The sequence below is a fragment of the Salinisphaera sp. LB1 genome, from assembly GCF_003177035.1.
Lineage (GTDB): Bacteria > Pseudomonadota > Gammaproteobacteria > Nevskiales > Salinisphaeraceae > Salinisphaera.
Genome location: NZ_CP029488.1, coordinates 1,996,918 through 2,016,585 on the forward strand (window position 1 = coordinate 1,996,918; position 19,668 = coordinate 2,016,585).

Genomic DNA, 19,668 nt, shown 5'->3' on the forward strand with positions numbered 1-19,668 from the left:
GACCGCCGCGGTCAGGGACGGGGCCTTCGGGCCCTGTCTTTTGGCCCGTTGGGCGCGCCGCGGCCCGCAACCGAGGTGTCAACCCGGGTCGGGCGATGGCGAGGCCTGGTTGTCCATCGGCCAGTCCACGGTGGCGGTAGAGTCGTCTGCGCTGGTCTTGGCGCGCTTGTCATAGCGTGCGCCGCCGCCGGCTTCCATGGAAACGCTCATGCGCGGCGCGCCAAGGTTGATGTATTCGCTCTCCATCCGGCGTTTCAACGCGAGGTTGAAGGCACGCGAGACGTCCCACTGATACTCCGGCGCCGTGCGCAGGCGCATGCGCAGGATCGGGCAGCCGTTATCGAACTCGTGGATGCCCTGCATCTCCAGATGCGAACGGATCAGCCCACGCATGAACGGGTCGCGATGCAGGTCGGACGCCGTGCGCCGCATCAACTCGATGGCGTCGTCGATGCGCAGGTCGTGCGGAATGCGGATTTTGATCAGAGCGATGCCGAACTGGCGCGACATGTTGTGAATCGCGTCGATGTGGGAGAACGTCGTGATGTGCACGACGCCATCGAGATCGCGCAGGCGTACGGCGCGTAGATTCAGCCCCTCCACCGTGCCCATGAACCCGTTGATTTCGACGAAATCGCCGACCGCCAGTGAATCCTCGATCAGGATGAAGATACCGGTGATCAGATCGGCCACCAGGCTCTGGGCGCCGAAGCCGAGCGCGATGCCGATTACACCGGCACCGGCGAGTAGCGGTGTGACATTCACGCCCAGGTTGGCCAGCCCGATGATGCCGGCCACGATGATGATCACGAACAACGCCAGGTTGCGGATCATCGGTGTGATGGTTTGCGCACGATTGGTATTACGTCGGCGGCCGTGCGCACCACGGCCATGCAGCGCACGATGGATCGCGGTGTCGACCACGATCCAGATCAGCCAGGCGAGCACGATCGTCAGTCCTACCCCCAGCAGGGCCCGACCGATCTTGCCGCTAACCGCCCCGTGTTCGCCGATGCCGAACAACGAGAAACCCCACACCCGGACCGACAATTCGGCGAAGACCAGCCAGGCAATGCCATGTGCCAGCGTGAAGCCGAAATTGCGGAACCGCCCGGCATAGGGAGGCTTGCGCGGTCGCCGCGCGGCCCGCTCGTGCTGGCGTCGGATGATGCCGGTGGTTACCAGGGTCAGCACCAGTAGAACCGTGCAGATCATGGCGCGCGCAAAAGCCGCGTGTGCCTGCCCGCCGGTGAGAAAAATAGCGGCAAGCGATGCGGTGATCAGCAGCAGGGCGGGTACGTGCCAGAGCTGGGCGCTGATCGACACCAGCTCCCGCAAACCGCCGCGATCACGTCGGTTGGCCAGCGATCGGTTGCGAATCAGGTGTTCCACCGGGCGGCGGATGCGCAGGATCAGGGCGCCGCTGAACAACCCCGCGAGCATGTTGGCCACCACGGATAGCCAGTCCGCGAGGCTGGCGCCCAGCAGGTCCGAAAGGCGGGCACTGTTGACCGCATCGCCGAAGGCCACCAGGGCGCCGATGAAAAACAGCGGGCCCAGGGCCTTGTCGTGCAGGATCGACACGGCCACGCGACGATGGCCGCGGGTGAACAGGGCGATGACGACATCGAAGACGGTCGAAAGCAAGCGCCCGCACAGGCCGACGTAGGCTATGACAAGTAACGTGGCGCTGGCCGGCGCCGCGGGCTGGACCAAACGGATGACCGCCAACAGTGCCGCGAACGTGACGACCCAGGGCGTTACCCGGCGACAGAAGTGGGCCAGCAGCATCCAGGGCCGCGGCTCCGGCGGCAGCTTGATCGGCCAGCCGCGGCGCACGAACAGGCTGCGTCCGGCGAGGGTCATGACCACCAGGGCGCTCGTGAGCATGGACAGGCCGAATACAATTTCGGCGATGTTGCTGACCAGGGCCCGTCGGCGTACGCCGACGAACAGCTCACGGGCGTTCGTCGCGGCCTTGCGTGCGTTGCGTCGCCAGATATCCAGGGGCGACTCGCCCCGGGCCTGTTTGCTGAGATTGCTGATGGAATCCGAAAGGGCGCCGAGCAGGCCGCCATGGACACCGGCGATCGGGTTCTCGTGCTTTGCCGCAGCCCGGGTCGAGGCGCGCAGCTGCTTGAGCTGCTTGACCAGCGCGGCCCGCTTATTGTCGTTTTCCAGCGTGCTGATGATGTTGTCGAGCGAGGCGTTCAGCTGCTTGGCGTCGGGCTTGTCCTGGGATTGGGTCTGGGGCTCGTGCCCGAGTCCGAGCCGGCCCAGGCCCTGGGCGGCGGCCGGCGTCGCCACGCAGGCGAGCGCCACCAGCAGCGACAACAACAGGAATCGGATCGGCGACACGTCGAACGGCATCAAAAGGACTCGGATGAAAACGAAAGGGCACAGGCGGCCGGCTATGCCGACACGGATACGCCGGACAAGGTCGATGAAATGCTGCCGCCGGCCCCAGCGTACCTCGATTGCGCGATAAATTTTTTTTGGGGCGATGGGTCGACTTTGCGGTCGTCGGATCCGCCGGCCCGATTCGAAAAGCATATGTTTCTAAAGGTTTATGTTTCGCGTCGTTTGCGGTTTAAAGTGACGCAACCCGTTCTGAATAATACTTTAGTTTAAGATTGACCGCGTGGGCGGGTGGATGTATTTTTCGCCTAAACGTGGGCTGCATTGACCAGCCCGCGCCAGAGTCATGGTCGGTATGGGGTTCCGGCCAAGCCGTCTATACGTGATTTGGCTGCGGGCCTGGCCCGTGAGTGCCCGATCCGGTTCGACTCCAAGGCATATAACGCAATGCTAGGTAAGATTTTTCGCTTTTCCTCGGGGGTATCCGCCGCCGCTCTGCTTTTGCTGATCAGCGGTTGTGGTACAAGCCTGAGCACCATGATGCCGGTTGGCCCGGTTGGCCAGACCGAACGCGACATCACGCTCTTCACGCTCGTGCTGATGATGTTCGTGCTGATTCCGATCGTGGCGCTCACGTTCGGCATCGCCTGGCGTTATCGCAAATCCAATACCGATTCCAGATATTCGCCCGACTGGGACCATTCCTGGTTGATCGAGGTCTTCGTCTGGGGCGGCCCGGTGGTGATCCTCATCATTCTGTCGGTGATGACCTGGATCTCCACCCACAATCTCGATCCGTACAAGGCCATCCAGTCGGACGCCAAGCCGATCACGATCGAGGCCGTGGCTACGGACTGGAAGTGGTTGTTCATCTATCCCGACCAGCATGTGGCCGCGGTCAACGAGTTCGCATTCCCGAAGGATGTGCCGCTCAACATCCGGCTGACATCCAACTCGGTGATGAATGCGTTCATGATCCAGCGCATGGGCACGCAAATCTTCGCCATGTCGGGCATGAAGACCCAGCTGCATCTGATGTCGCACAAGACCGGCGACTTCGCCGGCGGCAACTACCAGTACAACGGCCACGGTTTCGCCAAGAACCGCTTCGTCGCCCGGGCCATGACCGAACAGAACTACAAGCAATGGCTGGCTAAGGTCCGTTCCCAGGGAAAACCGCTGGATATGAGCACGTTCAAGCAGTTCGCGCAGCCCAGCGTGGTCAAGGATCCGATCTACTTTGCGCCGGTTTCGTCCGGGCTGTTCGCCGATGTCATCGGCCAGTTCCACCCGGCGAAGAGCCCGGGGATGAAGCCGGACATGAAGGCTGAGCTCAAGCCGACGGCGGCACACGAGTAGTGCGCGCCGGCCTGGCGATACCCGCGAGATAACACCATGGATATTTTTGGCAAGCTCACGATCCACGCGATCCCCTACGACAACGCGATCATCTTCAGTGCCGACATCCTCATGGCGGTGGTCGGGCTGTCGGTCATCGCCGGCATCACCTATTTCGGTCAGTGGAAGTATCTCTACAAGGAGTGGCTGACTTCGGTCGACCACAAGAAGATCGGCGTGATGTACATCATCATCGCCTTCGTCTTCTTGCTCCGCGGCTTCGTCGACGCGTTGATGATGCGCGCCCAGCAGGCCTTCGCCGGCCCCGGCATGTCCGGTTATCTGCCAGCCGGGCACTTCGCGGAGCTGTTCACCGGCCACGGCACCATGATGATCTTCTTCGTGGGCATGCCGTTCCTGATCGGCCTGATGAATATCGCGGTACCGACGCAGATTGGTGCGCGCGATGTGGCCTTTCCGTATGTCAATTCGATCAGCCTGTGGCTCACTGCCTCTGCTGGCCTGCTGGTGATGGCATCGCTGGCGATCGGTCAGTTTTCTGAGGCGGGCTGGACCGGGTACGCGCCATATTCGGAGTTGTCGGCCAGCCCGAGCGTCGGCGTGGACTACTGGATCTGGGCATTGCAGATCTCGGGTATCGGTACCACTCTGACCGGCATCAATTTTTTCGTCACTATCATCAAGGAGCGTGCGCCGGGCATGACGTTCATGCGCATGCCGATCTTCACCTGGACCACGCTCTGCACCAATATCCTGATGGTGCTGGCCTTCCCGGCACTGACCGTGGTGCTGGCGCTACTCACGCTGGATCGCTACGTCGGCACGCATTTCTTCACGTCGGGCGGCGGCGGCAACCAGATGATGTACGTGAATATGTTCTGGGTGTGGGGTCATCCGGAGGTTTACATTCTGGTTCTGCCGGCCTTCGGGGTGTTCTCGGAAGTAGTCGCGACCTACTCCAACAAACGTGTGTTCGGCTACAAATCGCTGGTCGGGGCGACCATCGTGATCGCGCTGCTGTCGTTCACCGTCTGGGTGCATCACTTCTTCACCATGGGCCAGGACGCTACGCGCAACTCCATCTTCGCGATCGCGACCATGGTCATCGGCGTGCCCACCGGGGTGAAGATCTACAACTGGCTGTTCACGATGTTCCGCGGGCGGATCTCGTTCAACCTGCCGATCCTGTGGACGTTGAGTTTCATCATCACCTTCACTATCGGCGGCATGACGGGTGTGATGCTGGCCATCCCCGGTATCGACTTCAAGATGCATAACAGCCTGTTCCTGGTGGCGCACTTTCATAACGTGCTGATCCCGGGAATGCTGTTCGGTCTGTTCGCCGGTTACCACTACTGGTTCCCGAAGGCCTTCGGCTTCCGGCTGGACGAAAAATGGGGCCGGCGTTCCTTCTGGGGCTGGACCATCGGCTTCTATCTCGCCTTCATGCCGTTGTATGTGCTGGGCCTGATGGGTATGCCGCGCCGAATGGTCACCTACGACGACCCGGCCTGGCAGCCATTTCTCATCGTGGCCGCCATCGGGGCCCTGGTCGTGCTGTTCGGTGTGGTCAGCATGGTCATTCAGTTGATCGTGAGTGTGCTTAATCGCGAACAGCTGCGTGACGTGACTGGCGACCCCTGGAACGGGCGGACGCTGGAATGGTCGCTGTCCTCGCCGCCGCCGGAATACAACTTCGCGGTGATTCCCCGCGTGGAAGGGCGTGATGCGTTCACCGCCATGAAGGAGGCCGGTCAGGCCTACAAGCGGCCGGCGCAGTACAACGATATCCACATGCCCAAGAACACCGTGGCCGGCTTCCTTATCGGTGCGTTGTCGTTCTTCCTCGGCTTCGGGCTGATCTGGCATATCTGGTGGATGGGCATCGCCTCGGCGCTGGGCATGCTGGCGACCGTGATTATTCGCGGTTGCCAGGATGACGTCGGCTTCATCATCCCGGCCGCCGAGGTGGAGCGCGTCGAGAATGAGCGCTATCGCAAGTTGCAGGAAGCCGGCGTCGCCTAGGGCCGCGCCGCAGCCCTGTCTTTTCAGATTTTCGTGAGCGATTTGGAACAACTATGACGAGTCATGCCGCCGGCGCCAACGACGTTCAAGCGGCATCCAGCCCGAACACCTTGGTGAACTTCGGGTTCTGGGTGTATCTCATGAGCGACGTGATCATCTTCTCGATGCTGTTCACGATGTTCGTGACCGTATCCGATCACTACAACGGCGGTCCCTCGGGTCGCGATCTGTTCGAGTTGCGCGATGTCTTCTTCGAGACGATGGCGCTGCTGTTTTCCAGCATCACCTTTGGTATGGCGCTGCTGTCCGTGCACGCCCGGCGCAAGTCGCAGGTATTGCTGTGGTTGCTGATTACCTTCGTATTCGGCGCCCTGTTCGTGGGGCTCGAAGTGCGCGAGTTCCTGGGACTGGTCGCGGAAGGGGCCGGCCCATGGAGCAGCGCCTTCCTGTCGGCGTTCTTCACGCTGGTCGGTACGCACGGTACGCACGTGACCTTCGGCCTGATCTGGATCGCGGTCATGATCGGGCAGGTGGCAATCAAGGGGGTAACGGCGCCGGTGGCTTCGCGCTTGTTGCGTCTGGCGCTTTTCTGGCATTTCCTGGACATCGTGTGGATCGCGGTGTTCTCGACGGTCTATCTTTCGGGGTTCATGCAATGAGCACGTCCAGCCATGACATTCGACTCGGCGGTCTGAATCTCAAGACCTATCTGACCGGTTTCGTCCTTGCGTTGATCCTCACGGCCATTCCCTTCGGCGCGGTGGCTTTCGGTTGGCTGTCAGCGGGTGCCACGCTGATTCTCATTGCGGCCGCGGCCGTGGTCCAGATCCTGGTGCATATGTATTTCTTCCTGCACCTGGATTTCTCCGAGGAGCATGCCTGGAACGCCGGATCGGGCGCGTTCTGTATCGTGATTTTGGCGATTCTGGTCGGCGGCACACTCTGGCTGATGTACAGCCTCGAAATGCGTACGATGATGGGCGGCGGCTGATCCGCGATATGGTCGGCCTTCGAGTGGCCGGCCGTTGTCTCGCGCGCCAGTCAGTATGCCGGGCGCGCCGCCTGCGACGTGGCTGACATACGTACAGGTACGTTCGATATGGCGGTCATCGGCCTGCAATGCGGGTGGCTCGCGCAGGCTTGCCGCGCGCTACGAGCGCCCGGTGTCAAAGCGATGAGGCATTGACGCAAGGTGGACGGCCAGAACAGCTCGGGCTCGCTTGCTTGGGCCGCGCGATACGCCGCCGTCGGCAAGCGGGCCCTGTTGACGCGCCGTGTTCGTCGGCGCGCTGAATATTTTGCGAATCCAGGACGTTTTCCAGCCCGTTCGTCCGATAGGCCGATCGTGTGCGACCTTCGGCCTCAGTCGATATCGCGTAGCGCCGGATACAGGCGGGTAAAGCGCGCGTAGCGCGGCGCGTATTCCGCGACCAGTTCGGCATCGGGCGCTTCGAAGTGCTCGGGCGCCGAAACCATGGCGGCGACCGCTGCATCCACATTCGCGTGTACGCCCGCGCCAACGGCCGCCAGTACGGTGGCGCCGTAGGCCGGGCCTTCCTGGTCCTGCTGGACCGCGACGGGCTTGTTCAGCACGGCGGCGAGAATACGGCGCCAGACGTCGCTATGCGCGCCGCCGCCGCCGAGAATGAGCTTGTCGGGCATCACGCCCTGGGCCTCGATGCGAACCAGGGAGTCGCGCAGGGAGAACGCCACGCCTTCCAGGATGGCGCGCACCATGTGCCGCCGGTCGTGCGACAGCGTCAGGCCGATCCAGGCGCCGCGCGCGTTCGGGTCCATGTGCGGTGTGCGCTCACCGGCGAGATAGGGCAGGAAATACAGGTCGTCCGCGCCCGGGGGGGCGGTATCGGCTTCGGCTGCGAGCAACTCATGCAGATTGCGCCCCAGGCGCTGGGCGACCGCGGCTTCGTCGCTGGCGATACGGTCGGCGAACCACTGCAGGCTGCCGCCCGAGGCCAGCGAGACGCCCATCAGGTGATAGGCGCCCGGCACCGCGTGACAGAAGCAATGCAGCTCGCCGCTGGTGTCCGGTGTCGCCGATTCGCTATGCGCGAAGACCACGCCCGAGGTGCCGACCGATACGAAGGCCACCCCGGTCTTGACGATGCCACCGCCCACCGCCGCCGCCGCGTTGTCGCCGGCCCCGGCGACGATCGGCGTGCCGGCGGCCAGTCCGGTCGTATTCGCGCCAGTCGCTGAAACCTCGGCTGTCACCTCGGGGCTTTCAAAGACTTGCGGCAACCACGCGCGTGGGATGTCGAGCGCGGTCAGCACCTCATCGGACCAATCGCGCGCCTGCAGATCCAGCAGCAGGGTGCCGGCGGCGTCGGAGACATCGGTCGCGAACGCGCCGGACAGCCGATAGCGGATATAGTCCTTGGGCAGGAGCACATGGGCCAGCCGCGCGTAATGTTCGGGCTCGTTATCGCGCAGCCACAGGATCTTGGGCGCCTGAAAGCCGGTCAGCGCCGGATTGCCGGTGATGCGCCGCAACTTCTCGCTGCCGACGTCGCGCTCGATCGTCTCGCAGGCCGCCCCCGTGCGTTGATCGTTCCACAGAATGGCCGGGCGGATGACCTCGCCTGCGGCGTCCAGAAAGACCGCGCCGTGCATCTGGCCGGTCAGCCCGATCGCTGCAATCGGCTTATCGGCGTCGGCAACCAGTCGCTGCAGCACGGTTTCGGCCGCGGCCCACCACGATTGCGGATCCTGCTCGGTCCAGCCCGGCCGTGGCACGAGCAGGGGATAGTCGCCCGAGGCACGGGCGATGACCCGGCCGGCCTCGTCGACCAGCACGCCCTTTGCACTGCTGGTGCCAATATCGAGACCAATGAAAAGTTTGCGCGCGTCGCCGACCATTGGGGCATTCTCCTCGTGCACGGGTTTGCGTTAACTTGCCATATTTGGCACGGGCGATGATGGCGTTATGCTGAAGGCCCAGGCCCAAACCGGTTATTCTGGCCGAAACCATACACTAGGCGCACATGCTCCGTGCGCCCCTCGGCTCGATAAATCAGCAAAGGATCCACCATGAAATTCTTCGTCGATACCGCCAACGTGGACGAAATCCGCGAACTTGCCGACATGGGCATGCTCGATGGCGTGACCACCAACCCCAGCCTGATCAACAAGGCGGGCAAGGACTTCATCGAGACCATCACCGAAATCTGCAAGATCATCGACGGTCCGGTGAGTGCGGAAGTGGCCGCCACCGACTACGAGACGATGATGAAGGAGGGCGAGAAGCTCGCCACCATCGCGGACAACGTCTGTGTGAAAGTGCCGCTGACCCCGGCCGGCCTCAAGGTCGGCAAGCACCTGGTCGATAGCGGTCAGGAAATCAATGTCACGTTGTGTTTCTCTGCCGCCCAGGCCTTGTTGGCCGCCAAGATCGGCGCGACTTATGTATCGCCGTTCATCGGCCGTCTGGACGACATCGGTCAGGAAGGCATGCAGCTGATTCGTGACATCAACGCGATCTACAGCAGCTACGACCACATCAATACCCAGGTCCTGGCCGCCTCGGTGCGCGGCGCCCAGCACGTGGTGCAGGCCGCGCTGGCCGGCGCCGACGTGGTCACCGTGCCGCCGGCTGTGCTGCACCAGATGTTCAAGCATCCGCTGACCGACAACGGTCTCGAGAAGTTCGTCTCCGACTGGAAGGCGACGGGGCAGTCGATTCTGTAAAGAACCTCGGCGTTCCGCGCGCGCTGTCGCGCGGAACGCAGCCCATCGCTAGCCTGAGCGCCTCCCCAGCCACGGACCGCATTTGCCCATGACCGATATCGTGACCTTCGGCGAGGTGCTCGCCGAATTCATGGCCACCCGGATGAATCAGAGCCTCGGCGAGGCCGGGCAATTCGCCGGCCCTTATCCCGGCGGCGCGCCGGCCATCTTCATTGACCAGGCGGCCAAGCTGGGCTCGACCGCGGCCCTGGTCAGTGCGGTGGGGGATGACGCCTTCGGGCGCATGCTCGTCGAACGCCTGAAGGCCGACGGCGTGGATACGTCGTCGATCGCCACGCTGGCGGACGAGACCACGGCGAGTGCCTTCGTGACTTATTACGACGACGGCTCGCGGGATTTCATCTTCAATATCGCCAACGGCGCCTGTGCGAAGATCGCCGAATCCCAGTTCAGTCCGGTGCTCAAGGGCTGCAAGCTGTTTCATGTCGCCGGTACGGCGTTGTTCTCCGAACACATGATCGCGCTCGCCCGGACCGCGATCGATCAGGTCAAGGCTGGCGGCGGCCGGATTTCGTTCGATCCCAACGTGCGCAAGGAAATGCTCGACAGGCCCGGTGTGCGCGAGGCGCTGACCGGCCTGCTGTCGTCGACCGACATTCTGCTGCCCAGCGACAGCGAGTTGAACGTGCTCGTGGAACGCGCGGCCGAGGATGACGCCGTGGCGCGTGCCTTCGAGCTCGGTGTCGGCGAGGTCGTGCTCAAGCGCGGCGGCGAGGGCTGTCGTTATTACGACGACAGCGGTATGCGCGAACTCCCTGGCTTCAAGGTCGAGGAAGTCGACCCCACCGGCGCCGGCGATTCCTTCGGCGCGACGTTCTGCACACTGCGCAGCCAGGGCATGGCGGCGGCCGATGCGCTGGTCTATGCCAATGCCGCGGGGGCGAGTGCGGTGTCCCGGCAGGGCGCTATGGAAGGCACCTCCACTCGAGCCGAACTCGATCGCTTTATTGCGGATCGTGCCTGAGTGAGGGCGCGTTCTCGAATGCCTACCGGAAGTGGGTGCCGGTTCGAGAAGATCAGAAAACGGGGCGCTGTCACCCGGCGGCGAATCCTCAAATGCCGCGACATCGTTGGTCTGGAGTCTGGCAGTCGCTAATGAATCAGATCGCTAGGACGGATAAGTCCATATTGGCGCCCGACGCGCTGGGGCCCACCGTGTCGATCGGCGAAATTCTCGTGGAGATCATGGCGAAAACGCCGGGGCAAGGATTTCTCGAGCGTCTGGATATGATTGGGCCGTTTGCCAGCGGCGCACCGGCTATCTTCATCGCGCAGTGCGCTCGAATCGGTGGGGCCGCCGGTATGATCGGAGCGGTGGGCGATGACGATTTCGGACGACTCAACACTGCTCGCCTGCAGCGCGACGGGGCCGATGTGTCGGCGATTTCCGTGGACGCTGAATACCCGACCGGCACCGCGTTCGTGCGTTATCGAATGGATGGCTCCCGTGATTTCGTCTACAACATCGCCCACTCGGCGGCTGCGCGAATTGGCTGGACAAAAGCGGTGGAGGCGTTGGTGGCGCGTGCCGGCCATCTGCATGTCATGGGCACGGTGCTGGCAATGCCGGGGGCCTGGGAGATTATCGAGCGCGCCGCTGCCCTTATCGTCGAACGCGGCGGCAGCATTTCGCTGGATCCCAACCTGCGCAAGGAGCTGGCGGTCGATGGTGAGACGGCGGCGCGCTTCGATCGCCTGATCGCAATATCGGACCTGCTGTTGCCCTCGGGCGATGAGCTTGAGCGGGCGGCCGGTGTTGAGGGCGAAGACGAGGCCATGAACACGCTTTTCGAAGGCGGTGTCGGCGAAGTGGTGCTTAAGCGCGGCGCCGGAGGCGCGAGTTTTTTCGCGAGCGATGGCGCGCGGGTCGATGCGCCGGCGTTCATGGTCGAGGAACTGGACCCAACAGGGGCGGGTGATTGTTTCGGCGGCGCGTATGTGGCTTGCCGACGTCTGGGGATGAGCGCCGCCGACGCCTTGCGCTACGCCAATGCTGCGGGTGCCCGAAACGTGACCTTCCGCGGGCCGATGGAGGGAGCAGCCACGCGAGCGGAGCTTGACGAATTCATTCGGAATACGCCGACGAGGTCTGACTGATGCATGTCCAACTCAATCAACTGGCGCGATATCGCCGCGATGGCCTATCCCGCGGCATAACCTCGATCTGTTCGGCCCATCCGATTGTGCTGCGCGCCGCGCTGCGGCACGGGCGCCGCAATGACAGCACGGTACTTATCGAAGCCACCTGCAATCAGGTCAATCATCGGGGCGGCTACACCGGCATGAAGCCCGCGGATTTCGCAGAGCTGGTCACGAAGATCGCCCGCGAAGAGGGGTGTCCCAGCGAGCAGGTAGTACTCGGCGGTGATCATCTCGGGCCGAACCCATGGCGCGATCAGCCCGCTGCCGAGGCAATGGCCGAAGCGGAATCGATGATTGCGGCCTACGTCGCCGCCGGTTTCCGCAAGATTCATCTGGATGCATCGATGGGCTGCGCGGGCGAGCCGAGCGCCCTGGATGATGAAACCACGGTAGAGCGCGCCACCCGCCTGGCGATCGTGGCCGAGGCCACGGCGCGTGACGCCGGGGGGCAGGCGCCGGTCTATATCATCGGCACCGAAGTGCCGCCGCCGGGCGGCGCTGATCATGCGTTGGCCTCCGTCGAGCCTACGGCGCCCGATGCGGCGCGCCGCACAATCGAAGTGCATCGGCGGGCATTCGAGTCGAAGGGTCTGGCAGCTGCGTTTGAACGGGTGATCGGTCTGGTTGTTCAGCCGGGTGTGGAGTTCGGCAATCGCAATGTCGTTCTCTATGACCGGCACCAGGCAGTTAATCTGATTCGTGTACTCGATCAGGAGCCGGGCCTGGTCTTCGAGGCGCATTCCACCGACTACCAGGGCGGCCCGCGGCTGGCCGAACTGGTCGCGGACGGTTTTGCGATTCTCAAGGTAGGGCCGGAGTTGACTTTCGTGTTGCGTGAAGCGCTCTACGGTCTGGATCTGATCGCCAGCGACCTGCTCCCCGATTACGGCGAGCGCCCGCTGTATACCGCGCTCGAGCGTTTGATGCAGGACAAACCCGGCGACTGGACTCGTCACTACGATGGCAGTGCCGCCGAGCAGCGGATGCTTCGTCATTATTCGCTTTCGGACCGTATTCGCTATTACTGGGCGATGCCCGAGGCTCGCGCTGCGGTCGATCGGCTGATCGACGCCCTGTCGGGCCGTGCCGTGCCGAGGCCGCTGTTTTCGCAACATCTGCCGGGCGCGATCGAATTCGCAGGTGAGCCGCTCGACCCGATGGCGGTCATGGTGTCCTACATCGAGCGGACAATGGCGCCGTATTGGCGAGCGTGCCACGCTGATTGATGTGGCACGGTGCGTCCCGATCGAAAAAGAACTAATTCTCGCATCGCGAGATTTTCAACAAATCACGGGGAACCAACATGGCGGAGGAACTGGCGGGCAAAGTGGCGGCGGTCACCGGGGCCGGCTCGGGGATTGGGCGGGCCAGTGCACAAGCCATGCTTGCCGCAGGGGCGCGTGTGGTACTCGTCGATCGCGATGAAGCCGCAACGAACGCGATACGTGAGCAGTACGGTGAGAATGCGATCCCACTGACCATTGACCTGCTCGATCCGCAGGATTGCGCGACGCTGCTGCCGAAGATCCTCGAGGCTGCGGGTGGGCTCGATATCTTCCACGCTAACGCGGGCTCCTATATTGGCGGCGACCTGGTTGACGCGGATAACGCCGCCATCGATCGGATGATCAGTCTGAATGTCTCCACTGTTATGAAGAATGTGCATGACGTGCTCCCGCACATGATCGAGCAGGGGGCGGGCGATATTCTGGTCACCAGTTCGGTTGCCGGGCACTATCCCGTGCCCTGGGAGTCTGTTTATTCCGCGTCGAAGTGGGCTATAACCAGCTTTGTTCAGACCGTGAGACGCCAGGCGAACAAGCACGGTGTGCGTGTCGGATCGGTCTCGCCGGGCCCGGTGAACAGTGCGCTGCTTGCCGACTGGCCCGAGGAGAATCTACGCAAGGCCGTGGAATCCGGCAGTATCATGGAGCCGGCCGAGATCGCGGAGGCCCTGATGTTCATGCTCACCCGCCCCCGTAATGTCACCGTTAGAGACGTGGTGATCCTGCCAACGAACTTCGACATCTAATGACCTACGCACAACGTTTCAAGCTTCATGGCGCACGCGCCGTCGTCACCGGCGGCGGGGGAGCGATCGGGCAGGCCTGTAGCCAGGCGCTGGCTGAAGCCGGAGCACGCGTGATTGTCATCGAACGTTCCGAAGCCGATGCGTCAGACGCCCTGGCTTTGCGCGCGCAGGGCCACGATATCGACTGGCGCCCAGGTGACATCGCTGACTCGGCTCGGATGGAGGCGATCGCGGCCGAACTGGCCGCTGCCGGTGATCCCGCCACGATTCTGGTCAATAATGCAGCCATCGGGCACAGCGGCGTGGCCTCGGAAGACGTGACCGATGAAGAGTGGCTGCAGGTGATGAACGTCAACGTCAACGGGTTGTTCTGGTGCTCGCGCGCGTTCGGCCGCCACATGATTCGGGCCGGACGCGGTGCGATCGTCAATCTCGGATCCATGTCGGGTACGATCTGCAACCGCCCCCAGCCGCAGACGCCCTATAACGTATCGAAGGCAGCCGTTCACCATATTACGCGTTCGATGGCAGCCGAATGGGCACAGCATGGCGTGCGCGTCAACGCGGTCGCGCCGAGTTACATCGAAACGCCCATGGTGCTGGCGGTGGAGGCCAACCGAGAACGCATTCCGCTATGGCTTGCCAACACGCCGATGGGGCGTATGGGCCGACCCGAGGAGGTCGCCAGTGCGATCCTGTTCCTTGCCTCGGACGCGTCGAGTCTGATGACCGGATCGATCGTCGACGTGGATGCCGGTTATACCTGCTGGTGACTCTGGTCTGGAAACTGTCAACCGGGCAAGATGACCGCATCATCTCGCCTTGATCATGTGTCGGCTATCGCACCCAGCTTCGAAGCCGAGGGGATGCAAAGGCGAACACCCATCGAACTGTCTACTGCGCGACGTCGAAGCAGCTGACTCGACTTTTGATCGCTAATGGCCTTGTAGCTACTGTGCGCTCTGAGCTTGTTGGTCACGCCCCTGTTGCATTCATATTTGGCGGGTAATGAGCAGCCAGGCGGCGAGCAAGGGCCTCTGGAGCGCTGCGATCCGCAGACGGGCGTTATCGCAGGCTGGCACAGGTTGGTGATTTGCCGGGCCCTTCCCCGGCCGCCGGCCGGCGCGGGTCCGACAGATATCCCGGACCGCGCCCGCGCTGCGTGCTCGAGAGAAGTCGACCCCGAAGCGCGTCACGCCTTCATCGCTAACAACCGGCCATAGTCATTCGGCATATTCGATCAAAGGCGAATTGCGCGCTTGGCGAGTTTTTTTTCATTATGAGAAAAGAATTGCAGCGGCCGATGGTCGGCCGCTGCAACTAAGGATCCGCGTGCCTGCCCGTGATGGCACGACAACGAGGAGATGCTCCATCATGAAAAGCAAGTTTCTAGTCGCCGGACTTATGCTCGGCGTCGGTGGCATGACTGCGGCGCAGGCCGCGACTCAGATCACAATCGCAACCGTGAACAATCCACAAATGGTGGAGATGCAGAAGCTCACACCAGAGTTCGAGAAGAAATATCCCAATATCAAGGTCAATTGGGATGTCATGCCGGAGAACGAGCTGCGGCGAAAGGTGACCGTAGACATCTCGACCCAGGCCGGTTCGTACGACATCGTGACCCTCGGCGCCCTCAACACGCCGATCTGGGCCAAAAACGGTTGGATCGAGCCGTTCAACAACCTGCCGAAGTCGTACCACGAGTCCGATCTGATCAAGCCGGTGCGCAAGGCGCTGTCCTACAACGGCCATCTTTATGCCTTGCCATTCTATGCGGAGTCGTCGTTCACGTATTACCGCAAGGATCTGTTCAAGAAGGCCGGTCTCTCGATGCCCGAGCATCCGACCTGGAAACAGATAGGGTCGTTCGCCAAGAAGCTCAACGATCCGGCCAACGGCGTCAATGGCATCTGCCTGCGCGGCATGCCCGGCTGGGGCGAGAACATGGCGTTGTTCGACACCATGGTGAACACCTTTGGTGGCCGCTGGTTCAACAACAAGTGGCAGCCGGAACTGACATCCAGTGGCTGGCACAACGCCCTGAGCACCTACGTCAATCTGTTAAACAACTACGGGCCGAGCGGCTCGACGTCCAACGGCTTCGTCGAGGTGGAGAACCTGTTTGCCAACGGCCACTGTGCCATGTGGGTGGACGCTACCTCGGGCGCCGGCTATATCTCCGATCCGGACAACTCCAAGGTGGCCAACAAGGTGGGCTTTGCCTGGGCGCCGGTCGCCAAGACCAAGCATGGTTCGCATTGGCTGTGGAGTTGGGCACTGGCGATTCCCAAAGACACCCAGCATGGCAAAGCGGCACGCAAATTCGTGGAATGGGCCACGTCCAAGGCGTATATCCAGCTCGTGGGCCACAAAGCCGGTTGGGTGAACATTCCGCCGGGCACACGCTATTCCACCTATAAAAACCCGCACTACCAGAAGGCGGCCAGCGCCTATGCACAGTTGACGAAGAAGGCGATCAACCAGGCCGATCCGAACCATCCGACGCTGAAACCCGTGCCTTATACCGGGGTTCAGTTCGTCGCGATCCCCCAGTTCCAGGCTCTGGGGCACCAGGTGGGTCAGAATGTGGCGGCCGTGCTGGCGGGTCAGATGTCGGTCGACCAGGCGCTGCAAAAGTCGCAGAAGTATGTGCACGGTGTCATGCAGCAGGCCGGCTACTACAAAAATCAGTAGAGGTCGGCGCGTGATCAGCGTTGATCACGTTTAACAATAATGATGGCAGCGGGTCGCGGGTCGGCTCGCTGCCATTACCGATTCAGACCGAAAGCCGGGTTGATCTGACGAGTTTGCGGTCCAGCGCCGGGACGGGGGCGGCACCTGCCGATCGCTGCGGCGGTGGCTGGTGTGAGCTGCGGTTGGGCGCGGCGGCTTGCGACTTGAACACTGAATCGAAGGAAACGACGATGGAGGGCATATCGTGAAACGGTGGTTCAAGCCATCCAGGTCCGGCCTGACGCCCTTTTTGCTGATCGGGCCGGCGGTTGTCTACCTGTTTGTCTGGATGATCGTCCCGTTGGGGATGACCATCTATTATTCGTTCCGCAAGTACAACCTGATTCAGCCGTACCTCAGGGGCTTTGCCGGTTTATCCAATTACGCGCACGTTGTCGCGGACCCTGATTTTCTGGCGGCGTTTATCAACACACTGATTCTGGTGGCGGCCGCGCTTATTCTGACCGTGGTGCTCGGGCTGATTTTTGCCGTTCTCTACAACAACGAAAACGTGGTCGGCAGAAACATCATCCGGACCTTTGCGGCCTCGCCGTTCTTCATCATGCCGGTGGTGACCGGCCTGATCTGGAAGGACCTGATGATGAATCCCTCCTTCGGTCTGTTGGCGGCCCTTTGGCGGGGCCTGGGACTGGTTCCGGTTGATTTTCTGGCCAAGTTTCCGATGGCGTCGGTGGTCGGTATCGTGACCTGGGAGTGGACGCCGTTTGCCATGCTGGTGCTGCTGGCGAGCCTGTCCGGAGTTCCCGAGGATCTCAAGGAGGCCGCGAGCCTTGACGGTGCGGGCGCCTGGAAGACGTTCCGGTATATCGTTCTGCCGCTGCTGGGACGCCCCCTTTACGCGGTCGTGATGCTGGAAAGCATTTTCTTTCTGGTCATCTTCGGCCAGATCTATGTAACAACCTCGGGCGGGCCGGGTACCGCCACGACCAATCTGCCCTATTACATCTATCTGCAGGCGTTTTCGTCCTATGACATTGGCGCCGCTTCGGCGGGGGCCATCTTTGCGGTGATTCTCGCCAATATCGTGGCGATCTTCCTTGTGCGGATGATCAACGCGAACATACAAGAGGAGGCATGATATGAATCGGATGTCATGGCCCGGGCGCATTGGTGTGAACGTGCTGGCGTATCTGGTCAGTATCCTGATGTTCTTTCCAATATTCTGGTTGATCCTGACCTCGTTCAAGACGAACTCGCTGGCCGGATCGCGGCATCCTGCGTTCATCTTTTCGCCCACGCTGGCGGGCTATGTCAACGCGGTGGTCGATAGTAACTATCTGCACTACGCGCTGAATTCAGTCTACGCGGCTGTGGGCTCCACGTTGCTCTGCATTGTACTGGGTGTGCCTGCCGCTTATTCGATGGCGTTCCGGCGTTCCAAGCGCACCGATTTCACGCTGCTATGGATGCTGTCCACCAAGATGTTGCCAGCGGTTGGCGTTCTGGTGCCGATCTATCTCGTCTACAAGAATCTCCATCTGCTCGACAGCGCCCTGGGCCTGTTGTTCATCTACGCTGCGATGAATCTGCCGATCGTGGTCTGGCTGCTGTACACCTATTTCAGGGATGTGCCGGGTGAGATCCTGGAGGCCGCGGAGATCGACGGAGCCTCTCTTTTGGGCAAGATTGTTCGAATCGTAGTCCCGCTGACGATGCCGGGTATCACGTCCACCGCGCTGCTGGCCATCGTGCTGGCATGGAATGAGGCGTTCTGGGCAATCAATCTCACCAATGTGCACGGCGCGACGCTGGCCGTGTTTGTGGCCGGGTTCAAGAGCGCGCGCGGCCAGTTCTGGGCCAACATGGCGGCGGCATCGACCTTGTCGGTCCTGCCGATCCTGATCGCCGGTTGGTTCACGCAGCGGCAATTGGTGCGAGGTTTGACATTCGGGGCGGTGAAATAGCTGGGTGCAACGCCGGTCGGAACGGCGCACAGCTCTGGCGAGCCAGAATGCTGGGTGGAAATGCCAGGGCCGCGAAGCGCTCAGCAGTGCGCGCTCGGACGTTGCAGCCGTGTGGACCGCCCGGCGTTTGATGCATTGGATCAAGGAATAAGGCAATGGCAGTCGTAGAACTCAACAACGTCGGCAAGCGCTATCCGGGCTCGGACGACCTGGCGGTGAAGGACTTCAACCTCGTCACCGAAGACGGCGAATTCGTGGTGCTGGTCGGCCCATCGGGCTGTGGCAAGACCACGACCATGCGCATGATCGCCGGGCTGGAGGAGCACACCGAAGGCGAAATCAAGATCGGCGATCGCGATGTCACCGGCGTGGCGCCCAAGGATCGCGACATCGCCATGGTGTTCCAGAGCTATGCCCTGTATCCGCACATGACCGTGCGCGACAACATGGCCTTCTCCCTCAAGCTCAAGAAATACGACAAGGCCGACATCAAGAAACGGGTGGATGAAGCCGCCGCCGTGCTCGGCATCGAGCCCCTGCTGGATCGCAAACCCCGAGCACTGTCCGGCGGCCAGCGCCAGCGTGTGGCGCTGGGGCGGGCCATCGTGCGCCAGCCGCAGGTGTTTTTGATGGACGAGCCGTTGTCCAACCTCGACGCCAAGCTGCGCGTCGACATGCGCGCCGAGATCGTCAAACTGCACCGTAAGCTGGGGGTCACCACCTTCTACGTCACCCATGACCAGGTCGAAGCCATGACCATGGGCCAGCGCATCGCAGTGATGAAGGACGGCATCGTCCAGCAGATCGACAGCCCCAACAATCTCTACCAGCGCCCGTCGAACGAGTTCGTGGCCGGTTTCATCGGCACGCCGTCGATGAATTTCCTCGATGCCGAGATTGCTGAGAACCGGGCTACCGGCAACGGCTTCGAGTTCACACTCGACGACGCTCGTGGCGACGCCGCTGGCGATCGCTCCCGCGTGCGCGTTGGCATCCGACCGGAACATCTGCATCTCGCCACCGCCGATACGTCGCAATGCCGGTTGTCCGGCAGCGTCGAAGTAGTCGAGCCACTGGGTTCGCTCACCATGATCCAGGTGAAGGTGGGCGAGAGCACGCTCACTGCCCAGATCGAACCGCACCAGCAGGTGGCCATGGGCGACGAGGTCACGCTCACCTGCGCGGCCGACAAGTTGTACCTGTTCGATCCGGAATCCGAGGCCGCGTTGATCGGCATCGATTCCGGTGTTGCCGAAGGCCATTAATCCAAACGACTACGGAGCCGGCGCGCCAGCGGGGGAGGGTGCGCCGCACCGGGAGACTGTC

At 62.1% G+C, this 19,668-nt stretch carries 16 protein-coding genes; 14 read left to right on the forward strand and 2 right to left on the reverse strand.

Annotated elements, in window-relative coordinates:
• Positions 1 to 78 precede the first annotated feature (78 nt).
• Complete coding sequence (locus SALB1_RS09060) at positions 79 to 2,370, reverse strand: mechanosensitive ion channel family protein (protein WP_158590693.1); 2,292 nt, start codon at positions 2,368 to 2,370, stop codon at positions 79 to 81.
• Positions 2,371 to 2,805: 435 nt separating this feature from the next.
• On the opposite strand from SALB1_RS09060, the gene cyoA reads away from it, so the two are divergent.
• From cyoA to cyoD, 4 genes are read left to right on the forward strand one after another with little or no spacing between them, the layout of a single operon-like run.
• Positions 2,806 to 3,717 carry a ubiquinol oxidase subunit II gene (gene cyoA / locus SALB1_RS09065; RefSeq protein WP_109993568.1) on the forward strand — a complete coding sequence of 304 codons (912 nt, stop codon included), beginning with the start codon at positions 2,806 to 2,808 and terminating at the stop codon, positions 3,715 to 3,717.
• Between the two features lie 42 nt (positions 3,718 to 3,759).
• A complete protein-coding gene (gene cyoB / locus SALB1_RS09070; protein WP_109995357.1) occupies positions 3,760 to 5,742 on the forward strand; it encodes a cytochrome o ubiquinol oxidase subunit I in 1,983 nt (660 codons plus the stop codon).
• Positions 5,743 to 5,795: 53 nt separating this feature from the next.
• Positions 5,796 to 6,401 carry a cytochrome o ubiquinol oxidase subunit III gene (gene cyoC, locus SALB1_RS09075; protein ID WP_109993569.1) on the forward strand — a complete coding sequence of 202 codons (606 nt, stop codon included), beginning with the start codon at positions 5,796 to 5,798 and terminating at the stop codon, positions 6,399 to 6,401.
• Complete coding sequence (gene cyoD / locus SALB1_RS09080) at positions 6,398 to 6,733, forward strand: cytochrome o ubiquinol oxidase subunit IV (RefSeq protein WP_109993570.1); 336 nt, start codon at positions 6,398 to 6,400, stop codon at positions 6,731 to 6,733. The genes cyoC and cyoD overlap by 4 nt, the downstream gene beginning before the upstream one ends.
• A 371-nt stretch (positions 6,734 to 7,104) precedes the next feature.
• Here the strand turns inward: cyoD and xylB are convergent, their stop codons facing one another.
• Positions 7,105 to 8,619, reverse strand: a complete 1,515-nt coding sequence (gene xylB, locus SALB1_RS09085; protein ID WP_109993571.1) for a xylulokinase — start codon at positions 8,617 to 8,619, stop codon at positions 7,105 to 7,107.
• 171 nt (positions 8,620 to 8,790) lie between these two features.
• Between xylB and fsa the strand changes: the two genes are divergently transcribed.
• The 10 genes from fsa (at position 8,791) to SALB1_RS09135 (ending at position 19,607) form a co-directional block, all read left to right on the forward strand.
• Entirely contained in the window at positions 8,791 to 9,447 is a 657-nt protein-coding gene (gene fsa / locus SALB1_RS09090; protein ID WP_109993572.1) for a fructose-6-phosphate aldolase, read from the forward strand.
• An 88-nt stretch (positions 9,448 to 9,535) separates the two neighbouring features.
• Complete coding sequence (locus SALB1_RS09095; protein WP_109993573.1) at positions 9,536 to 10,471, forward strand: sugar kinase; 936 nt, start codon at positions 9,536 to 9,538, stop codon at positions 10,469 to 10,471.
• Positions 10,472 to 10,602: 131 nt separating this feature from the next.
• Positions 10,603 to 11,604 carry a sugar kinase gene (locus SALB1_RS09100; RefSeq protein ID WP_109993574.1) on the forward strand — a complete coding sequence of 334 codons (1,002 nt, stop codon included), beginning with the start codon at positions 10,603 to 10,605 and terminating at the stop codon, positions 11,602 to 11,604.
• Positions 11,604 to 12,875, forward strand: a complete 1,272-nt coding sequence (locus SALB1_RS09105; protein WP_109993575.1) for a D-tagatose-bisphosphate aldolase, class II, non-catalytic subunit — start codon at positions 11,604 to 11,606, stop codon at positions 12,873 to 12,875. The genes SALB1_RS09100 and SALB1_RS09105 overlap by 1 nt, the downstream gene beginning before the upstream one ends.
• A gap of 77 nt (positions 12,876 to 12,952) precedes the next feature.
• The gene (locus tag SALB1_RS09110; protein WP_109993576.1) at positions 12,953 to 13,681 is read left to right on the forward strand and encodes an SDR family oxidoreductase; all 729 of its coding nucleotides are present in this window, start codon (positions 12,953 to 12,955) and stop codon (positions 13,679 to 13,681) included.
• Complete coding sequence (locus SALB1_RS09115; RefSeq protein ID WP_109993577.1) at positions 13,681 to 14,454, forward strand: SDR family NAD(P)-dependent oxidoreductase; 774 nt, start codon at positions 13,681 to 13,683, stop codon at positions 14,452 to 14,454. Before SALB1_RS09110 ends, SALB1_RS09115 begins: the two co-directional genes overlap by 1 nt.
• A 601-nt stretch (positions 14,455 to 15,055) precedes the next feature.
• Positions 15,056 to 16,378: a sugar ABC transporter substrate-binding protein gene (locus tag SALB1_RS09120; RefSeq protein WP_109993578.1), complete on the forward strand. Its 1,323-nt coding sequence runs from the start codon at positions 15,056 to 15,058 to the stop codon at positions 16,376 to 16,378.
• A gap of 244 nt (positions 16,379 to 16,622) precedes the next feature.
• Complete coding sequence (locus SALB1_RS09125; protein WP_199678745.1) at positions 16,623 to 17,516, forward strand: carbohydrate ABC transporter permease; 894 nt, start codon at positions 16,623 to 16,625, stop codon at positions 17,514 to 17,516.
• Between the two features lies 1 nt (position 17,517).
• Positions 17,518 to 18,342 carry a carbohydrate ABC transporter permease gene (locus SALB1_RS09130; RefSeq protein WP_109993579.1) on the forward strand — a complete coding sequence of 275 codons (825 nt, stop codon included), beginning with the start codon at positions 17,518 to 17,520 and terminating at the stop codon, positions 18,340 to 18,342.
• Between the two features lie 155 nt (positions 18,343 to 18,497).
• Positions 18,498 to 19,607, forward strand: a complete 1,110-nt coding sequence (locus SALB1_RS09135; RefSeq protein ID WP_109993580.1) for an ABC transporter ATP-binding protein — start codon at positions 18,498 to 18,500, stop codon at positions 19,605 to 19,607.
• The last annotated feature ends 61 nt before the right edge of the window (positions 19,608 to 19,668 follow it).

What these genes read in the sequence shown, in the direction of transcription:
- SALB1_RS09060 (WP_158590693.1), bottom strand. Translation starts at nt 2,370, where the DNA reads ATGCCGTTCGACGTGTCGCCGATCCGATTCCTGTTGTTGTCGCTGCTG.
- cyoA (WP_109993568.1), top strand. Translation starts at nt 2,806, where the DNA reads ATGCTAGGTAAGATTTTTCGCTTTTCCTCGGGGGTATCCGCCGCCGCT.
- cyoC (WP_109993569.1), top strand. Translation starts at nt 5,796, where the DNA reads ATGACGAGTCATGCCGCCGGCGCCAACGACGTTCAAGCGGCATCCAGC.
- cyoD (WP_109993570.1), top strand. Translation starts at nt 6,398, where the DNA reads ATGAGCACGTCCAGCCATGACATTCGACTCGGCGGTCTGAATCTCAAG.
- xylB (WP_109993571.1), bottom strand. Translation starts at nt 8,619, where the DNA reads ATGGTCGGCGACGCGCGCAAACTTTTCATTGGTCTCGATATTGGCACC.
- fsa (WP_109993572.1), top strand. Translation starts at nt 8,791, where the DNA reads ATGAAATTCTTCGTCGATACCGCCAACGTGGACGAAATCCGCGAACTT.
- SALB1_RS09095 (WP_109993573.1), top strand. Translation starts at nt 9,536, where the DNA reads ATGACCGATATCGTGACCTTCGGCGAGGTGCTCGCCGAATTCATGGCC.
- SALB1_RS09100 (WP_109993574.1), top strand. Translation starts at nt 10,603, where the DNA reads ATGAATCAGATCGCTAGGACGGATAAGTCCATATTGGCGCCCGACGCG.
- SALB1_RS09105 (WP_109993575.1), top strand. Translation starts at nt 11,604, where the DNA reads ATGCATGTCCAACTCAATCAACTGGCGCGATATCGCCGCGATGGCCTA.
- SALB1_RS09110 (WP_109993576.1), top strand. Translation starts at nt 12,953, where the DNA reads ATGGCGGAGGAACTGGCGGGCAAAGTGGCGGCGGTCACCGGGGCCGGC.
- SALB1_RS09115 (WP_109993577.1), top strand. Translation starts at nt 13,681, where the DNA reads ATGACCTACGCACAACGTTTCAAGCTTCATGGCGCACGCGCCGTCGTC.
- SALB1_RS09120 (WP_109993578.1), top strand. Translation starts at nt 15,056, where the DNA reads ATGAAAAGCAAGTTTCTAGTCGCCGGACTTATGCTCGGCGTCGGTGGC.
- SALB1_RS09130 (WP_109993579.1), top strand. Translation starts at nt 17,518, where the DNA reads ATGAATCGGATGTCATGGCCCGGGCGCATTGGTGTGAACGTGCTGGCG.
- SALB1_RS09135 (WP_109993580.1), top strand. Translation starts at nt 18,498, where the DNA reads ATGGCAGTCGTAGAACTCAACAACGTCGGCAAGCGCTATCCGGGCTCG.